The sequence below is a fragment of the Microbacterium sp. Marseille-Q6648 genome (assembly GCF_943181415.1).
Lineage (GTDB): Bacteria > Actinomycetota > Actinomycetes > Actinomycetales > Microbacteriaceae > Microbacterium.
In genome coordinates, this window is sequence record NZ_CALPBZ010000005.1 from 416,568 (window position 1) to 432,805 (window position 16,238).

10 protein-coding genes are annotated in these 16,238 nt (G+C 72.8%); 1 reads left to right on the forward strand and 9 read right to left on the reverse strand.

Annotated elements, in window-relative coordinates; all coding sequences use genetic code 11:
• Positions 1–7: 7 nt before the first annotated feature.
• Positions 8–496: a recombinase family protein gene (locus tag NFR93_RS14130; protein WP_251454498.1), complete on the forward strand. Its 489-nt coding sequence runs from the start codon at positions 8–10 to the stop codon at positions 494–496.
• 12 nt (positions 497–508) lie between these two features.
• On the opposite strand, the gene NFR93_RS14135 is transcribed toward NFR93_RS14130, so the two are convergent.
• From NFR93_RS14135 to NFR93_RS14175, 9 genes are read right to left on the reverse strand one after another with little or no spacing between them, the layout of a single operon-like run.
• Positions 509–1,246: an FHA domain-containing protein gene (locus NFR93_RS14135; RefSeq protein ID WP_502846300.1), complete on the reverse strand. Its 738-nt coding sequence runs from the start codon at positions 1,244–1,246 to the stop codon at positions 509–511.
• Complete coding sequence (locus NFR93_RS14140; RefSeq protein WP_251454502.1) at positions 1,234–2,910, reverse strand: serine/threonine-protein kinase; 1,677 nt, start codon at positions 2,908–2,910, stop codon at positions 1,234–1,236. The genes NFR93_RS14135 and NFR93_RS14140 overlap by 13 nt, the downstream gene beginning before the upstream one ends.
• On the reverse strand, positions 2,907–4,376 hold the full coding sequence (locus NFR93_RS14145; RefSeq protein ID WP_251454504.1) for an FHA domain-containing protein: 1,470 nt from the start codon (positions 4,374–4,376) through the stop codon (positions 2,907–2,909). Before NFR93_RS14145 ends, NFR93_RS14140 begins: the two co-directional genes overlap by 4 nt.
• Positions 4,376–5,221, reverse strand: a complete 846-nt coding sequence (locus tag NFR93_RS14150; protein WP_353049919.1) for a PP2C family protein-serine/threonine phosphatase — start codon at positions 5,219–5,221, stop codon at positions 4,376–4,378. The genes NFR93_RS14145 and NFR93_RS14150 overlap by 1 nt, the downstream gene beginning before the upstream one ends.
• Positions 5,218–5,574: an FHA domain-containing protein gene (locus tag NFR93_RS14155; protein ID WP_251454506.1), complete on the reverse strand. Its 357-nt coding sequence runs from the start codon at positions 5,572–5,574 to the stop codon at positions 5,218–5,220. Before NFR93_RS14155 ends, NFR93_RS14150 begins: the two co-directional genes overlap by 4 nt.
• Complete coding sequence (locus NFR93_RS14160; protein ID WP_251454509.1) at positions 5,571–7,877, reverse strand: transglutaminase-like domain-containing protein; 2,307 nt, start codon at positions 7,875–7,877, stop codon at positions 5,571–5,573. The genes NFR93_RS14155 and NFR93_RS14160 overlap by 4 nt, the downstream gene beginning before the upstream one ends.
• Entirely contained in the window at positions 7,874–9,130 is a 1,257-nt protein-coding gene (locus tag NFR93_RS14165; RefSeq protein WP_251454512.1) for a DUF58 domain-containing protein, read from the reverse strand. The genes NFR93_RS14160 and NFR93_RS14165 overlap by 4 nt, the downstream gene beginning before the upstream one ends.
• Complete coding sequence (locus NFR93_RS14170; RefSeq protein ID WP_251454515.1) at positions 9,130–10,101, reverse strand: AAA family ATPase; 972 nt, start codon at positions 10,099–10,101, stop codon at positions 9,130–9,132. Before NFR93_RS14170 ends, NFR93_RS14165 begins: the two co-directional genes overlap by 1 nt.
• A 33-nt stretch (positions 10,102–10,134) precedes the next feature.
• Positions 10,135–16,194 (reverse strand): Ig-like domain-containing protein, encoded by a 6,060-nt coding sequence (locus tag NFR93_RS14175; protein ID WP_251454518.1) that lies wholly within the window; start codon positions 16,192–16,194, stop codon positions 10,135–10,137.
• Positions 16,195–16,238 lie beyond the last annotated feature (44 nt).

Sequence of the window (16,238 nt, forward strand, 5' to 3'; positions counted from 1 at the left end):
AGCCCCCATGACCGACACGACGCATTCGACGGATGCCGCGACGCACGCCCACACGCATGCGCCCGCCACGGGGGTCGACACGGCGCCGCTGCATCTGCCCCATCCCGCTGCGGAATGCCCGCGCTGCTTCACGGAGCTGCAGCAGGACCGGCACTGGTGGCGTGCGCGTCCGTCCGGGTCACGACTGGTCGGTCTGGTCATCTCCAGGGACGACATGCCCTCGGTGGTCGAGCAGCGCGACGAGCTGACGCGGTTCGGCGTGCCGATCGAGGGGTTCCGGCATCCGGCCCCCGAGACGCTCGAGTCGTGGGAGGAGCGTCTGGTCCGGCTGTTCGGGACGCTGACGGGCGGCGACGTGCTGGTGGTGGCGAACGTCCACGCGCTGGGGCGCAACATCGACGAGGAGACGCGCACGGTCGCCGAGCTGCACCGCCGCGGCGTCGTGGTGAAGGTGCTCAGTCACGGCAGCCGGCACCTGGCCGATCCCGGACGATGAGCCGGACGGGGCTCAGGCGTCGTCGCCGGCCTCGTCCGCAGCGTCGAGCAGCGGCAGATGCTCCCGCGTCACCAGGCGCGCGGCGATCGCGTGCTCGACCAGGCGCACCCGGCGGTTTGTCGCATACGACCCGACGCCGCCGCGCAGCCCCGGCACGCCGATGCGGTCGAGCTTGTCGCACACGTTGTCGAGCTTGCGGTTGAATCGCGTGAGGGTCCACCCGAGCCGTTCGGCGGCCTGCGCCGACGTCGGCAGGTCGCTCATGCCGGTGCCCTCGCGCTTGAGCACGGGCTCGGCGAGAGCGAGGATCATGAGGCGCTGGCTGAGGGTGAGCGGCACTTCGCCGATGGTGCTCATCCCGTCCTCCGCAGCGTCGAGCTGGGACATCTCCCGGAAGGCGGGAGCCGTGGAGTGGATCGTCAGCTCGTAGGTGGTCGGGCCCGCGCTGAAGATCACCGACGTCGAGGCGAAGACGAGCGGCAGCCGCGCGCCCGGCGCGAGCCACGCCTGCACGCGACTGGCCGAGTCCGTGACCGTCGCCGACAGGCGCGAGCCGACGTTCGAGAGCAGCCACAGCCCCCCGACGTGCTCGATCGTCAAGAAGTGGCGGTGCAGGAAGAGGTTGTCATCGATCGCCAGATCGCCGTCCCGCCCCACAGTGAAGACCTGGTCGGGGTCGACCGTGAAGGTCTCGCCGGCGAACTCGACGGCCAGCGCGGGTGAGGCCTCGGTGACGGTCACGGCGCACACCCCCGCACGGGATCGGAGGCCTGTCCGCCTTCGCGGACGGTGCGGACCTCGATGCAGGTGGAGCCGGACGGGTCGGCGGGCACGGTGACCGAGGCCTCGGACACCGGCTGCAGGTCGGGGTCCTCATCGGCGCGTGTGACGACGCCCCACAGGTAGCGGTCGCCGTCCTGCGGCGACGGGTTGTTCCAGGTGAAGACGACGCGGTCGCCGGAGGCGCTGCCGGCGAGGTCCTCGGGCGAGGGCACCGACAGGACGACCGGGTCCTGCGGGGCCGCGGTGGTCGGCGCGGGAGTCGCACCGGTGTCGGGCGAGAGGATGCCGGGAAGCGACACCGCGACGACGACGGCGATCACGACGACCGCCGTGGCCGCGGCGAACCACAGCCACCGGGGAGTGCGGGTGCGGTGGCTGTCGGCCGGGCCGGTGGTGCCCGTGGTCTCGGGCGCGGGCGCCGCGTCGGTCGGTCCCGCTCCGGCGACGACCGCCGGAGCGGGCGCGGCCCGCGGTGCGGGGGCGCGCAGCACCGTGTGCCCGGCATCCGTCTCGGACGACGCGGCATCGGCGCGGACGACGGTCTCGAAGTCGGCGGTCCCGAACGTGGGGATCTCCCTGCGGGCGGTGCGGTCGCGGGAGTCGCGGACGACCGTGGCGTCGACCCCTGTGTCGGTGACCGGCGCAACGAACGAGGGCCGGGTCGGGCCGGCCGCCGGGGCGGTCTCGGGGTCGATGCTGACGATGCCGCGCACGCGCGTGAGCCCGTCGTCCTCGTCGTCGACCTCGTCTTCGGGCAGGCCGTCGTCGAGGATGTCGATGGCGGTCACCGAATGCGACAGCTCGATCTGCACCTTCTGCAGCGAGCGCGCGAAGGCGATCGCGGTGTCGTAGCGGTCGGCCGGGGACTTCGCCATCGCCCGCTCGAGCGTCGCCTCGAGGGCGGCCGGGACATCGGCGCGGCCGAGCGGGGGCAGCGGTCCGCGCTCGATGCGGTCGATCAGGTCGGCCGCGGTGTTCCGACCGCCCGGGGTCTCGAAGGGTGATCTGCCGGCCAGCAGCGAGTAGACGGTCGCCCCCAGTGCCCACACGTCCGACCGCGGGTCGGAACGGGGGACGTCGGCGAAGGACTCCGGCGGCGACCACGGAATCGACAGGCCCTGCGAGTCGGCGGCGGCCGCCGTCGTCGACGCGATCCCGAAGTCGGTCAGGGCGGGCCGGTTGTACTCGGTCACCAGGATGTTGGCCGGCTTGATGTCGCGGTGGAGGACGCCGGCCCGGTGCGCGGTCTCGACCGCGGCGGCGACCTGCACGCCGACTCGCAGCGACTCGGCGACCGAGAACGGCTCGCGGCGGTAGCGCGCCTGCAGGTTCGGCTTGGGGCAGTACTCCATGACCAGATACGGCCGGCCGTCGTCGGCGACCCCCGCCTGGTAGATCGTGACGATGGCCGGGTGCGTCGACAGCATGGCCATGACGTTCGCCTCGGCGGTGAACTCGGCCACCGATCCGCTGGACATGCGCTCGGTGAGAAGCACCTTGACCGCGACACGGCGCTTGGGCAGCTGCTGCTCGTACAGGTACACGTCGGCGAATCCGCCGGAGCCGAGCACGTCGAGGTATGTGAAGCCCGGCAGCGCAGGCGGCCGCATGGGGGCGCGCTGTGCGCTCATGCCAGGTCCTCGATGGTCACCGTGATGCCGTCGCCCAGGTCGAGCACGTCACCCGGAACGACGACGCTCGCCTCGCCGGGGTGCAGGCGCACCGGGTCCGCGCCCGTGCGCAGCAGCGTCGTGCCGTTGGTCGTCCGCAGGTCGGTCGCGACGATGCTGTCGCCCTCGACGCGCAGCTCGAGGTGGCTGCGCGAGATGTCCTGCTGCGGGCTGTCGACCGCGACCAGGTGCGGCAGGTCGGTGCCGGACACGCGGGTGGCGCGGGGTCGCCGGCCGATGACGACGGTGCGGTCCAGCCGCAGGACCTGCCCGGTCGACAGCCGCAGCCGCCCCGGGGCGGGAAGCCGAGGAGGCGCGAGCGGGCCCGGGTCGTCGAGGGCGCCGCCGGTCTCACGCAGGCGCCGGGCCTCGGCGACCGAGATGGTGGCGCCGTCGTGATCGCCGACGTCCGGGCCGGTCTGCGCCGTCGACACGTCGCCGCGGACGACCGTCTCGGCGGGAGCCTCGCGTTCGGCCGCCCGCGCGGACGCGCGGACGCCCACGACCGTCTCGTCCACCTCGCCGTCGGCCGCCGCCTGCGGCGACACCGTCGAGTCGACGGGCAGCAGCGTGTCGGCCATGGATTTGACCGCGGCGGAGTCGATGAGCGCCGTCGGAGCGGTGGGGCGCGCGGGTACGGCCGGGCGCGCGGGCGCGGCGGGGGGTGTGATCACCACGGGCGCGGGAAACGGCGGCGGGACGGGGACCGGCGATGCCGCGGGCGCCGGGGCAGGATCGGGCTCCGGGGCGGGCCCGGGCTCAGGGCTCGGCGCCGACTCGGGCTCGGGCTCGGGCTCAGGCTCAGAGGTCGGCGCTGACCGGGGCTCGGGCTCCGGTGCGGGCTCGGGCTGTGGGGCCGCCTTCGGCTCGGAGATCGGCTCGGCGGCGGGCGCAGACGCCGGTACCGGCGTGGAGGCGTCCGTCGGCGCGGGCACTTGCGTCGGCGCCGACGCCGGAGCGACCACGTCGGCGCCGTCATCGGCACCGGCGGCGAGGTCGCTGCGCACCCAGGCCAGGGCCGCGGCGAGCACGACCCCGTCCGAGACCGGCAGTGAGGCCGCGGCATCCGATGCGCCGATCTCGATGCGCGACACGTCGGGCACCGCGCGCTCGTTCCACGTGGTGACGCCGGCGCCCGACACGGTCTGGCTTCCGCCGGCGGCGTGGACCGTCGCCTCGAGGTCACCGCGGACGATCACGCGCACGCCCGCGCCCTCGGCGAGCGCGACGACGAACGGCGGAATGGCGTCGAGCGACGCGCCGAAGGCGCCGGTGAGGGCCTCGAGGACGCCGCCCAGCCCGCGCCCGTCGGCGACTTTCCGCCACACCGCAACGGCGAGGTCCGCCTCCACCCCGGCTCCCAGGACGGCGACGCCCTGTGCCGTGACCACGACGGGCATGTCTCCGGGCGCGTAGAGCACCGCCATCAGATTCCCCCTCCGGACATGACTCGCGGCAGTGTATCGCCATCGACATCCTCGGTCGCCGGGAGCGCAGGTGCGGTGTCGTCGAACCCGGGCTCCGGGCGGCCGCGGTGCGCGACCTCGACGGCGTCGACGACGATCGCGGTGATGTTGTCGCGCCCGCCGTGCAGCAGCGCCTCGTGGACGAGGCGGGTCGCCGCCTGCTGGGGGTCGGCTTCGCCCTGGAGCAGCTCGCGGATGCGCGCGTCGGCGACCTCGGCGGTCAGTCCGTCCGAGCAGACCAGGATGCGGTCGCCGGTCTCGGCGGGGAGGAGCCAGTAGTCCGGTTCCGAGACGGTGCCGGCGCCGATCGCCCGGGTGATCACGTGCCGCCGGGAGTCGCGCGCCGCGTCCGCGGGATCGAGCTCGCCGCTGTCGACGAGCTCTTGCACGACGGAGTGGTCGACGCTGATCTGCTCGAACGTCTCGCCGTGCAGGCGGTAGGTGCGGGAGTCCCCCAGGTTGATGGCGAGCCAGTAGCCCTCACCGTCGACGTCGGCCACGGCGACGCCCGCGAGCGTCGTGCCGGCACCCGCGCCGGCGCCCGGGGGCAGCTCGACGACCCGCCGCCTCGCCGCATCGAAGGCCGAGCGCACGTCGTGGATGGTGAGGCTCTCGCGCCCGGCGAACTCAGCGAAGGCGGTGATGACGGCGGCGCTGGCGATCTCGCCCGCGCGATGACCGCCCATGCCGTCGGCGACGAGGAACAGCGGGGCCGCGGCGAGGTGGGAGTCCTCGTTCACCTTTCGGCGCAGGCCCGTGTCGGTCGCCGAGCCGGCGCGGACCGTGATCGGCCGCGACACGCTCACGGGGCGTCCACCGCGACGCTGCGGTCGCCGAACTCGAGCCGGTCGCCGGGGCGCAGACTCGTCGGAAGCCCGGGCACGAGCGTTCGCCGCACTCCGCCGCGCACGAGGACCGTGCCGTTGAAGGAGTGCCGGTCCACGATCCAGGGTCCGGCGTCGTCGGCGCCGATCTCGAAGTGGGTCTTCGAGATCGTCAGCGTCTCGTCGCGGACCGCCACGCAGACCGCTCCCGACTCGTCGGTCGGATTGCGCCCGAACACCGTTCGTCCGTAGACGGCGGTGCACGTGCCGTCGTCCCACGTCAGCGAGGCGAGAAGCCCCGTCCGCGACAGGGAGTCGTCGAGGATCGTGGTCATGAGGTCGGGGCTCCCTTCCGCGCCGAGCGGGCGAATCTCGTCCCGGCCAGGAGCGAGCGCACGCTCAGCCGCGCGCGGATGCGGCGCCACAGCGACGAGCGGGCACCCATGGTGCCGACGATCTCGTCCACCTGACGCCAGAACTCGTCGATGTCTTCGGCGCTGGGGTCGGAGGGGCCCCACACCTCGGCGTCGGCGCGGTGCGCAAGGGTCGCCACCGCGGGCTCGTCGAAGGCCGAGCGGACGACGTCCGCGTCCTCGGTGCGGGTGGCGCCGGCGGGCACGGGGGTGCCGTAGTCCACCGCGCGGTCGACGAGTTCGTCCCACCCGCCGCTGATGCGATCGGCTGCCCGCTCCGCCTCTCGGCGCCGCCGGCGACGCGTCGCCTTGATCGCCCCGATGATGAGGAAGGGCGACGCGAGCAGTGCGAGCACCAGCAGGCTGATGCCGACGATCGCGGCGATCAGCAGGATGAGACCGGCCGGCCCCTCCTCGTCCTCGTCGGCCTCGCGCTCGTCGGGGATGGTGGGCGGCATGTCGACCGGAGCCTGCTGCGGGGGCGGCGGCTGCAGCACCTGCGGCTTGGGGTCGGCGCGGGGCTTGGTGGTCTGATCGCTCGGGACCTGATCCTCGGGCGGCGTGGGGTCGAAGGGCACCCAGCCGACGCCGTCGAACGCGACCTCGACCCACGCGTGCAGATTCTCGCCCGTCGCGGTGAAGGTGTCGCCCGTCAGCGGCGAGTCCTCGTCGGGGTGGAAGCCCATGACCACGCGGGCAGGGATGCCGATCTGCCGGGCGAGCAGCGCCATGGCGACGGCGTACTGCTCGTCGTCGCCGACCATCTGCTCCGAGCCGAGCAGCGTCGAGATGCGCTCCGAGCCGTGACCCGCGCGCGACAGCGGCTCCCCTTCCAGGCCGTGGCTGAAGAAGCCCCCCTCGGACAGCATCGTCTGCAGTGCCCGCACCCGCTCGATCGGGGTCTCGGCGTCGGCGGTCGCGTCCGAGGCGAGCTCGGCGAACTCCTGCGGCACGGCGCGCTGCGTCGGCATCTTCACGGGGGCGAAGGCCACGTCGGCGAGGGCGTCATCGCTCGGGAACGACTGCACGACGACCTCGAGGTCGTAGGCGTCGCCCTCTCGGAGCCCGCTGGTGACCACGCCGGTCTGCGTCGACGGGTTGTAGTGCGCGGTGCGACGCAGCTCCTCGGCTCGTTCTCCCTCGAAGGCGACGGATTCCACAGCGCCGACCCCCGGCATCCACACGGCGTCGTAGTCGCCGATCTCGATGCGGACGCGGGCGGACTCGCCCTGAGCGTCGGGCGACATCTCGGAGCGGACGGGCGTGAAGGCGCTCGACGCGCCCGCACCCTCGTCCGAGACGTTGTAGACCGTGCCCGAGTACGCGTCCATCGCGGCGATCCGCACGCGCGCGTCTTCGGGCAGGCCTGTCGCGGTGAACAGCGGCGTCTCGGCGGCATCGCGCACGTACGCGCGGAAGGACTGCAGCGGGCTCGGGAACTCGCGGATGTCGAACGGCGGGATCACCACGTCGCGAAGGACGTATCGGGGGGATGCCGGCGCGGCCAGTCCGCTGGTGACGACGCCGACCGCCACGGCGACGGCCACGACCCCGGCGCCGAGCGCCAGGCGCCGCACGGTTCCCTGGGCGGCGGGGTCGCCGTCGTCGCCGAGCGGGATGGCGGCCTGCTGCGGGGTCCACGACTGGCGCATCGCGAGCCACCCGGTCGCGACGACGGCGAACACGACGCCCTCGACCACGGGGACGGCGGGCTGGGCGGTGCCGAGCGCGATCTGCACGGCCAGGAATCCCACGGCAGGCAGGAGCGCCCACGCGGCGCGGCGCGCGCGCAGCGCGATGCTCGCCGTCAGCACGCTCGCCACGAGGGTGAGCAGGAACGGGACGATGAGGAAGCCCTCACCCGCGGGGACGGGCGCCACGGTGGTGAGCAGCTCTTTCCACGACGTCACGACGCCGAGCGCCAGCATGCCCCACGTCTGGAGCGTCGGGATGACGCCCAGGATCGTGGTGTGCGACAGCGCGAGCGCTCCGCCGAAGAGGAAGTACACCAGCACCGTGATGCCCGCGAGCGTCAGCACGCCGAAGCGTCGCCACGCGCCGAGCGCGGCCACGGCCAGCCCGAGGACGAGGCCGCCGATCGCCGCCACGAGGTAGCCGGGGCCGGAGTAGGTGGGCCAGAATCCGGCCACCGGCACGGCCAGCAGCAGCGCCGCCGCCGTCAGGTCGAGGATCCAGCGACGCGTGGTGAGCGCGGCGGGCCTCATGCGAGCACCCGCCGCAGGGCCGAGGGGAGCTCCTCCAGCGCGCCCACCGTCACGACGTCGGCGTCCGCGATGCGGCGGAGGGCGGGGGCGGCGCCGGCGTGGGCGACGATGGCGAGCACGCGAGTGCCGTACGGCAGGCGCGCGCACGCGGCGCGCAGGGTGGCGGCGTCCGTCCGGGAACCGGTGAGGAGGACGACGACGCTGGCGGCGGGAAGGGATGCCGCGACGCTCACGGCGAGGTCGCGGATGCCGCCGCCACGGGGCTTGGAGGGCTCCAGCGCGGACAGGGCGTCGAGGAGCTTCTTGCCGGTCTCGGCGCTGTGACGCCGGCCCTGCACCTGCAGGTCGACCTGGCGCGAGTCGCGGACGGCGCGGAGCCCGAGCGAGCCGGCGGCCGAGATGGCGAGCTCGAACTCGTCGTCGCCGGCGTACTCGGCGGGGTTGCACGAGAGGGCGAGGACGAAGTGCGAGCGGCGGGTCTCTTCGTACTGGCGCACCATGACCGAACCGGTGCGGGCGGTCGACTTCCAGTGCACGTGCCGCAGGTCGTCGCCCGGCTGGTACTCGCGCAGGGCGTGGAAGGACACGTCGTCCGGGGACAGATCGCGCGCGGCGAGCCCTTCGAGGTCGCGGAAGAAGCCGAGCGACTGCCCCTCGAAGGGCACGGTGCGCGGGTGGACGAACAGGTCGACCGGCTCGTCGCGGTTGTGCACGCGCTCGAACAGGCCGAGCGGATCACCGCGGACGACGCTGACCGGGCCGACGGCCAGGACGGCGCGGCGGGTGGTCGGGATGGCGAACAGCTCGTCGACCGAGGCACCGGGACCGAGCCGGCCCACGGCGAACTCGCCACGGCCCGCACCGACGGGCAGCACCACCCGGGACGGCAGGATCGCGCGGTCGCCGGTGTTCGACAGTGTCAGCGTGCCGACGGCCCGCTCCCCCACGATGACCCGCGTCCGCCCGAGGTCGAGCGCGACGTCGTAGGCGGTGCGGCCGATGAGGAACAGCGCGCACAGCGCCAGCGTGGCGGCGATGACGACGGCGGAGACCGTCAGCTCCCACCACCCGAGCCCCTGCCCGGCGACCCAGAGCACGACGGCCGCTCCCACGAGCACCCAGGCCGCGGGTCGGAAGACGCCCAGCACCAGACGCGCGCGCCGCTGCACGGATGCGGCGACCGGGGTCACGGCATCCGTCCACGAACGCCGCTGCGCGGGCGCAGCGGCCGGGGCGAGCGTCTCGGCGGTCATCAGGCGGCGGACCTCGCCTGCGGTGCGGCGATCGACTCGACGACGCGCGCGATGACCGTCTCGGCGGTGGTACCCGAGAACTCGGCCTCGGGGTCCATGACCAGACGGTGGGTCCACACCGGGCCGACCAGGGTCTTGATGTCGTCGGGGGTGACGTAGTGACGGCCGTTCGAGGCGGCGTAGACCTTCGCGATGCGGATCATCGCGATCGAGCCGCGCACCGAGACGCCCAGGCGGGTCGCCGGGTCCTCGCGCGTCGCGGCGGCCAGCTCGGCGGCGTACCGCAGCACGGCGCCCTCGACGTGGACGGTCGAGGCGAGGTCGGCCATGTCGGCGACCGCGCCGGTGGTGATGATGGCGGGCAGGTGCGCCGACGGGTTGCGGTCGGCCGAGCCGGCGAGGATGCGCTCGGCGACGTCGAGCTCGGGGTAGCCGATCGACGTCTTCACCAGGAAGCGGTCCAGCTGCGCCTCGGGAAGCTTGTAGGTGCCGGCCTGCTCGATCGGGTTCTGCGTGGCGACGACGAGGAATGGCCGGCCCACCTCGTGCGCGGTGCCGTCCACCGTCACGCGCGACTCCTCCATGACCTCCAGCAGCGCCGACTGCGTCTTGGGGGAGGCGCGGTTGATCTCGTCGGCCAACACGATCGAGGCGAAGACGGGTCCCTTGTGGAACTCGAAGCGGTGCTGGGCCTGGTCGTAGATCGTCACGCCGGTGACGTCGGAGGGCAGCAGGTCGGGGGTGAACTGGATGCGCGCGCTCGTGCCCTGGACGGTGGCGGCGAGGGCCTTCGCGAGGCTCGTCTTGCCGGTGCCGGGGGCGTCCTCGAGCAGCACGTGTCCCTCGGCGAGCATCGCCGAAAGCACGAGCCCGACGACCTCGCGCTTGCCCATGAGCGCGCGGTCGACGTTGTCGACCAAGCGCGTGAAGGTGGACTGGAACCAGGCGGCCTGTTCCGGGGTCATCGTCATGTCAGTCGTTTCCTCGTTCTCGTTCTGGTCCGGTCACCACGTCACGCGTCGCGAGTCGCCCCAGCCGCGGATGTTCACCCACACCTGCTCGCCGGCGTCGCCGAAGTAGCAGCCGAGCTGGATCGTGCCGTTGCGCGGGACGTTGTACGTGCGGCCGCCGAACTCGCCGCCGAAGGGTCCTGTCGCATTGCACGTCAGGTAGTAGTCGCCCGCGGGGAAGTCCTGCGTGCTGAGCGTCACATAGGCGCACTGGCTCGACGTGCACGTCGCGCTGTTGGTGCGCGAGCCCTTGCCCGCCTGCGCCACGGGCTGCGGCGCGTCGACCGTCGTGGCCTGCGCGGACGCGATGGGGCTCACCTGGCCCTCGGTGTCGAAGGCGCGCACGTCGATGCGGTGCGTCGTGCTGTAGGCGTAGGTGTTGGTGCGCGAACCGTTCTTGGCGACGTCCTGCCACCCACCGCCGTCGATGCGGATCTGCACCTGCTGGATGGCACGGCCGTTGGGGGCGGGCGCGCCCCACGAGAACGTGATGTCGCGTCCGCTGCGGCTCGCGTCCGCGCTCGGCGTACCCACGGGCCCGTACGGCCGCTGGGCCGCGGAGGGCGCCGATGGAGCGCCGTTGTAGCGCACGCCGTCGAGGGCCGTGTAGGCGCGGATGCGGACCTGGTAGTCGGTGCCGTTGTTGAGACCGGTGATGAGCCGGTTGCCGGCGAGCGCCTGCCAGTTGCCGCCGTTCAGCGAGTACTCGTAGCGCATCTCGGCCTGCGTCGCACCGTTGCCGTCGGGCTCGGTGAATGACATCTGCAGGCTGCGATCGCCCGGGCGCGCCGAGACGTTCGTGGGCGCGTCGGGTGCGACGAACGCCCGCCGCGGCGCCGAGTTCGGCCCGTATTCGCCCCACCCGGCCTTGTTGTTCGCGCGGACGCGGAAGGTGTAGTCGGTGGTGGAGGTTTCGATCACGACGGCCTGGCTCGTCGCCGAGGTCTCGATGGTGTTGACCACCGCGCCCCCGCGGAGCACCTGCAGCTGGTAGACCGAGATGGCGGCGCCGTTGTTCGCGGGCGGCGACCACGAGACCTGCATCTGGGCCTGTTCGCCCACCGGCTCCAGGCGCTGCGTCGACGGAGCAGCGACGGGCTCGGGGGCACGGGCGGGCACTTCGCTCGCCGACCAGCCGCTCCAGCTCGAGGGCTCGGGAGCGCGGTTGTGCGCACGCACGCGCACCTGGTAGGACGCGCCGTTCTCGAGGCCCTCCCACACCAGCGTGTTGCCGGTGACGTTGGTCTTCTGCGAGACACCCGACGGCGGGGCCGGCGAGATCTCGAGGGTGAACGTCTCAACCGGCGAGCCCGGCGTCGTCGGGGTCTGCCAGGCGACGTTGAGGCTCTGGTCGCCGAAGGTCAGCGTCGGCGGCTGCGGGGTGTCGGGGCGGGCGTCGGGGCGCGCGGTCTCGGACGGCGGCGACGGGTCGGACTCGCCGACGGCGTTGGTGGCGACGACGGTGAAGTTGTACTCGACGTTGTTGGTCAGCCCGTCGAGCGTGCACGTCGTGGACGCGCACTGCTTGACGTAATCGCCGCGCGTCGAGCTGACGGTGTAGCCGGTGATGGGCGAGCCGTTGTCGACGGGCGGGGTCCACGCCAGCACGACCGTGCGGTCCTGCACGCTCGAGACGGTCGGCGTCCCCGGGGCGTCCGGGCGACCCTGCACCGTGATCGTGATGAAGCCCTCGACCTCGCGGTCGGGGTCGCCGGTGGCGTCCTGCACGCGGTAGCGGACCACCATCGTGCCGACGAAGCTGGCGGACGGACTCACCGCGACGCGGTCTCCGCTCACTTCGGCGCGGCCGTCGCCGGTCTGCGTGACGGCCGACACGAGGGTCAGCGGCGTCTCGGGGAACGGGTTGAAGTCGTTGTCGAGCACCGGCACCTCGACGGTGCTCCCCTGATCGACGCGCGGCAGCACGTCGTCGTTCGCGGTGGCGAGCGGCCGGGTGGAGGCGGTGACGGTGACGACCACCGTCCCCTCGATCGGGTCGGTCTCGCCGTCGGTGATGCGCAGCCCGATGGTTGCCTGCGTGCCCTTGGGGGTGTCGGCGGCGGCGCCGACGCGCAGCGTCGAGCCGTCCTCGATGCTCGCCGTCAGACCGGCGGGGGCACCGCCGACGACGGTGTAGCTCATGCCGTCGATGTCGCCCTCGTCGGGATCGGTCGTGAGCGAGCGCAGGTCGAGCCCCGTCGCGTCCTCGCCGGGGGCGACGTTCATCTCGCCGTCGACGAACGTCGGCTGCTGGTTGGCCGGCGGTCGGACGGTGACGGGCATCGTCAGCGTGGCCTTCCGGCCCTCGGGATCGTCGGGCCCGGTGCCGTCGGTCACCTCGAAGGTGATGGCGTCCTGGCCGTAGTAGCCGTCGGCGGAGGTGTAGACGAGCGTGCGCTGGTCCTTCACGAGCTCGGCGCCGTTCGAGTGCACCGCGCTGACCTTGGCGGCCTCGGTGATCACGACGTCGCGGTCGCCGGCGGCGCGGACGTGCTCGGACAGCGGGATCTCGACGGTCTCGCCGCTGTCGACCTCGATCCCGGTGGTGGTGATGAGCGTGGGCGGCAGGTCGTCGAGCGCGGGGACGCGGATGAACGCCGACGCGATCTGGCCGTCTTCGTCGGTGATCGTGTAGGTGACGAGGTGCTCCTCGTCGTCGAGCGTGATGCGGACGGTGCCGTCCGGACGCGCCTGGGCCACCGGGTCGTCGACCTCGACGGTGAGCGCGGCGACCGTGCCGTCGGGGTCCTCGTCGTTGGCGAGCACCTCGAGGTCGACGGTCGGTCCGTCCACGTCCTCGGGGAGGACCCGGTCGTCGCGTGCGATCGGGCGCAGCAGCGGGACCTCCTCGTCGACCGTGACCTGGAGCACCGCGATGGCCTCGGCGCCGCGGGCGTCGCGGATCGTGTACTGGAGCGAGGTTTCGAGCTCCTCGTCCGGCGACGTGACGATCACGCGGTCGCCGAGCACCTCGGCCTCGAGCCCGGGGACGTCCGGGAGGATCAGTCCCCCCGCGACCAGGCCGATCGCATCTCCCTCGGGGTCGGAGTCGTTCGTGAGCACCGGCACCGCGACCGAGCGCCCGGGGCGCATCACGACGGTGTCCTTGACGGCGTACGGCGCCTGGTTGCGCGCCTCGGGCGGGGCGATGCCGACGCGGATCGTCGCGGTCGACTCGGCGCCGAGGCGGTCGCGCACGCGATAGGTGAAGGTGTCGGTGCCGGATGCCTCGACGTCGGCCTGATACTCCACGTGCGTCGCGCCGGTCTCGACGACGCGGCCCTTCTCGGGCGCCGAGGCCAGGCCCACGAGGTCGACCGAGTCGCCGTCGGCGTCGATGCCGTCCAGCGGGATCGGGATGCGCACCTGGGAACCGGCGAGCACCCGCGCGGTCACGTCACGGGGGCGCGGCGTCTGGTTGGTCTCCTCGTCGACGGGGAGCACCTGGATCGTGACGTAGCCGGCATCCTTCTGCCCGGTCGAATCGACGACCTCGTAGGTGGCGTAGACGGTGCCCGCCTCGGGGCCCGCTTTGAAGCGGATGGTGTCCTGCGAGACGAAGATGTCGCCCGCGTCGGCGGCCGGGAGCGGCTCGACGAGATCGGGGGCGACGTGGATGGTGTCGCCGTTGGGGTGGTAGTCGTTGTCGAGCACGGGGATGGTCACGACGTCTCCGGCGCGGACCACGGCCTCGTCGTCGTCGGCGACCGGCGGGCGCAGCTTCTCGGGCCCGGGAACGGGGATGACGACCACTTCGCCCTCGGCACTGCGGATGCCGTTGGAGATCGTGTACTTCAGCGTCACCTGGGTCGACAGTGCACCCTGGTCGCTGACGCGCAGCGTCTCGTGCCCCAGGACCGAGACCGAGACACCGCTGTCGGACTCGATCGAGACGGACTGGATCACGAGGATCCCGCCCGCCGGGTCGATGTCGTTCGCGAGCGCCGCGACGAGCACCTCGCCGCCGCTCGGCAGCAGAGCGACGTCGCGCACCGCGACGGGTGCGGCATCCTCGTCGGCGTCCTCGAGCACGTCGACGCGCACGACGCCAAGGGCGTTCTTGGCGCCGGCCGAAGCGAGGTACTGCACGTAATAGGTACCGACGGCGTTCGAGGTGAAGGTGAAGGTGGAGTCCGAGAAATCAGGCACGACCGCAGCGCCCGGCACCTCGTCGACCCGTGTGAGCCGCAGCGGTTCGCGACCGGTCGAGAGGTCGTTCAGCAGCGGCGAGACCTCGACGGGCACACCCGCTCTCGTGACCACGTGGTCGGCGTTGGTGACCGGAGAGGTGGAGCCGACGGGGCGGACATCCAGGCGCAGGATGCCGGCGGTGGACTTCTGCGTGTCGGACACCGTGATGGCGATGTCCTTACGGCCCTGCACCCCGTTGATCGAGCGGTAGGTGATGCGCCCGTCGGGGGTGAAGTCCACTTCGTCGCCGGGCTCGGCCTCGACGCCGCTGAGGAAGATGTCGTCTCCGTCGGGGTCGATCCAGTCGGGCAGCACGTTGTGGGTGACCACACCGCCGGCCTCGACCTGCAGCGAGGTCGTGCGTTTCTGGCTCGGAGCGCCGTTGACGGTGTCGGGGCGAACCGACAGCGTCACCGTGGCGGTGTCGGAGCCGCCGCGGCCGTCGTCGATGCGGTACTGGAAGCGGGCGGACCCGTTCGCCGACTCGGGCACGGCGATCTGCAGCCCCGCGCCGTTGTTGATCGTCTGCACCTCGCCGAGCGACGGGCCGCCGTCCGGCAGCGTCACGGTGAGGATGTCACCGTCGGCGTCGGTGTCGTTGTCGAGCACGGGCAGCACGGTGGTGCGGCCGGGGCGCACGCCGAAGTCGTCGTCGACGGCCTCGGGGACGGTGTTCTTGTCGGTGCGCTCGGGGAGCGTCGTCTCGACCGTCTCGTCGGTGGTCTCCTCGTCGTTCTCCTCGGCCTCGCCCTCGGGCGGGGTGATGTCGTCCCAGTTGTCGACCTGCTGCAGGTCGTCAGCAGCCATCCACGCGGATCCGCCGCGGATGTCGTTGAGGACGATGACGTCGCGGTTCACGCGGAAGACCAGCTCGGCGTCGTCGTCGACGCCCTCCACGGTCGTGGCGAGGTCGTCGGCCTCGCCGATGCAGTCGCGGATGAAGGATGCCGAACCCGACCACACGCCGTAGGTGCAGCCTGCCAGCGACACCGGCTCGGCCGGAGCCCCCTCGGCGCCGGCGTCGACGACGACCGGTTCGGAGCCGTCCAGCGGCGCCCGGACGAGGGTCGACGCGGTGGCCACGGCCACGGCGTCCGATGCCCCCGACGGCTGCTGCAGCCGTGCGGTTTCGGCGTCGGCGATATCGGCGCGGAGGCCGCCCGTGCTCACGAGGGTGCCGCCGGTGCGATCGAGCACGACCGCGGTGCCGCCCACGGCGGTGACGGCGAGCTCGGCGCTGTCGGCGATGTCGCCCAGTTCGGTGCGCTGCGGCTCGCCGAAGCTGCCGTCCGGCACGGCCGGCACGGTGACGAGCTCCTTCTGCTCGGACGAGGCGGCGTAGACGGTGCCGTCGGTCCCGACGGCGAGCGCCGCACCGGCGCCGAGGGTGTCGACGGGCTCGGTGCCCTCGATGTCGAAACCGCCCACGCCGTCGGCGGGAAGCGCCCACAGGGCGCCGCTCTCGGGGTCGAGGATCGCGACGGTGGTGCCGCCGAGCGCAACCGCCGCGCCGCCGGGGACGTCGGCGGAATCGGTCATCGTCACCATGGCCGGGTCGATGGCCGTGACCGAGGATGCCGCCTGGTCCACCACGACGATGTCATCGCCGGACTGGAGGATGTCGTACTCCTCGGAGGCCGTGCGCAGGCCGCCGTCGAGGACGCGCGACTCGTAGTTGAAGTGGCCGACGAGCAGGCTCGACTGCTTGGTGACCCACACTCCGCCGTCGTGCAGATCGACCTCGGTGGTGGGGAAGCCGTCGTACAGGAACGCCATCGTCGTCAGCGCGACGGCCGAGGCGGTGACGGCACTGGCCGAGGCGATCGCGCGCGGGCGTGCGCGGAGCCACGCAAAAGCTCTCATCGAGCTCGGCCTCCTCCGAGGTGGTCGTTTTCATGCGTGGCGTC

Bases quoted from the DNA above. Each gene is read 5' to 3' on its own strand.
- NFR93_RS14130 (WP_251454498.1), top strand. From the start codon at position 8: ATGACCGACACGACGCATTCGACGGATGCCGCGACGCACGCCCACACG.
- NFR93_RS14140 (WP_251454502.1), bottom strand. From the start codon at position 2,910: ATGAGCGCACAGCGCGCCCCCATGCGGCCGCCTGCGCTGCCGGGCTTC.
- NFR93_RS14145 (WP_251454504.1), bottom strand. From the start codon at position 4,376: ATGGCGGTGCTCTACGCGCCCGGAGACATGCCCGTCGTGGTCACGGCA.
- NFR93_RS14155 (WP_251454506.1), bottom strand. From the start codon at position 5,574: ATGACCACGATCCTCGACGACTCCCTGTCGCGGACGGGGCTTCTCGCC.
- NFR93_RS14160 (WP_251454509.1), bottom strand. From the start codon at position 7,877: ATGAGGCCCGCCGCGCTCACCACGCGTCGCTGGATCCTCGACCTGACG.
- NFR93_RS14165 (WP_251454512.1), bottom strand. From the start codon at position 9,130: ATGACCGCCGAGACGCTCGCCCCGGCCGCTGCGCCCGCGCAGCGGCGT.
- NFR93_RS14170 (WP_251454515.1), bottom strand. From the start codon at position 10,101: ATGACGATGACCCCGGAACAGGCCGCCTGGTTCCAGTCCACCTTCACG.
- NFR93_RS14175 (WP_251454518.1), bottom strand. From the start codon at position 16,194: ATGAGAGCTTTTGCGTGGCTCCGCGCACGCCCGCGCGCGATCGCCTCG.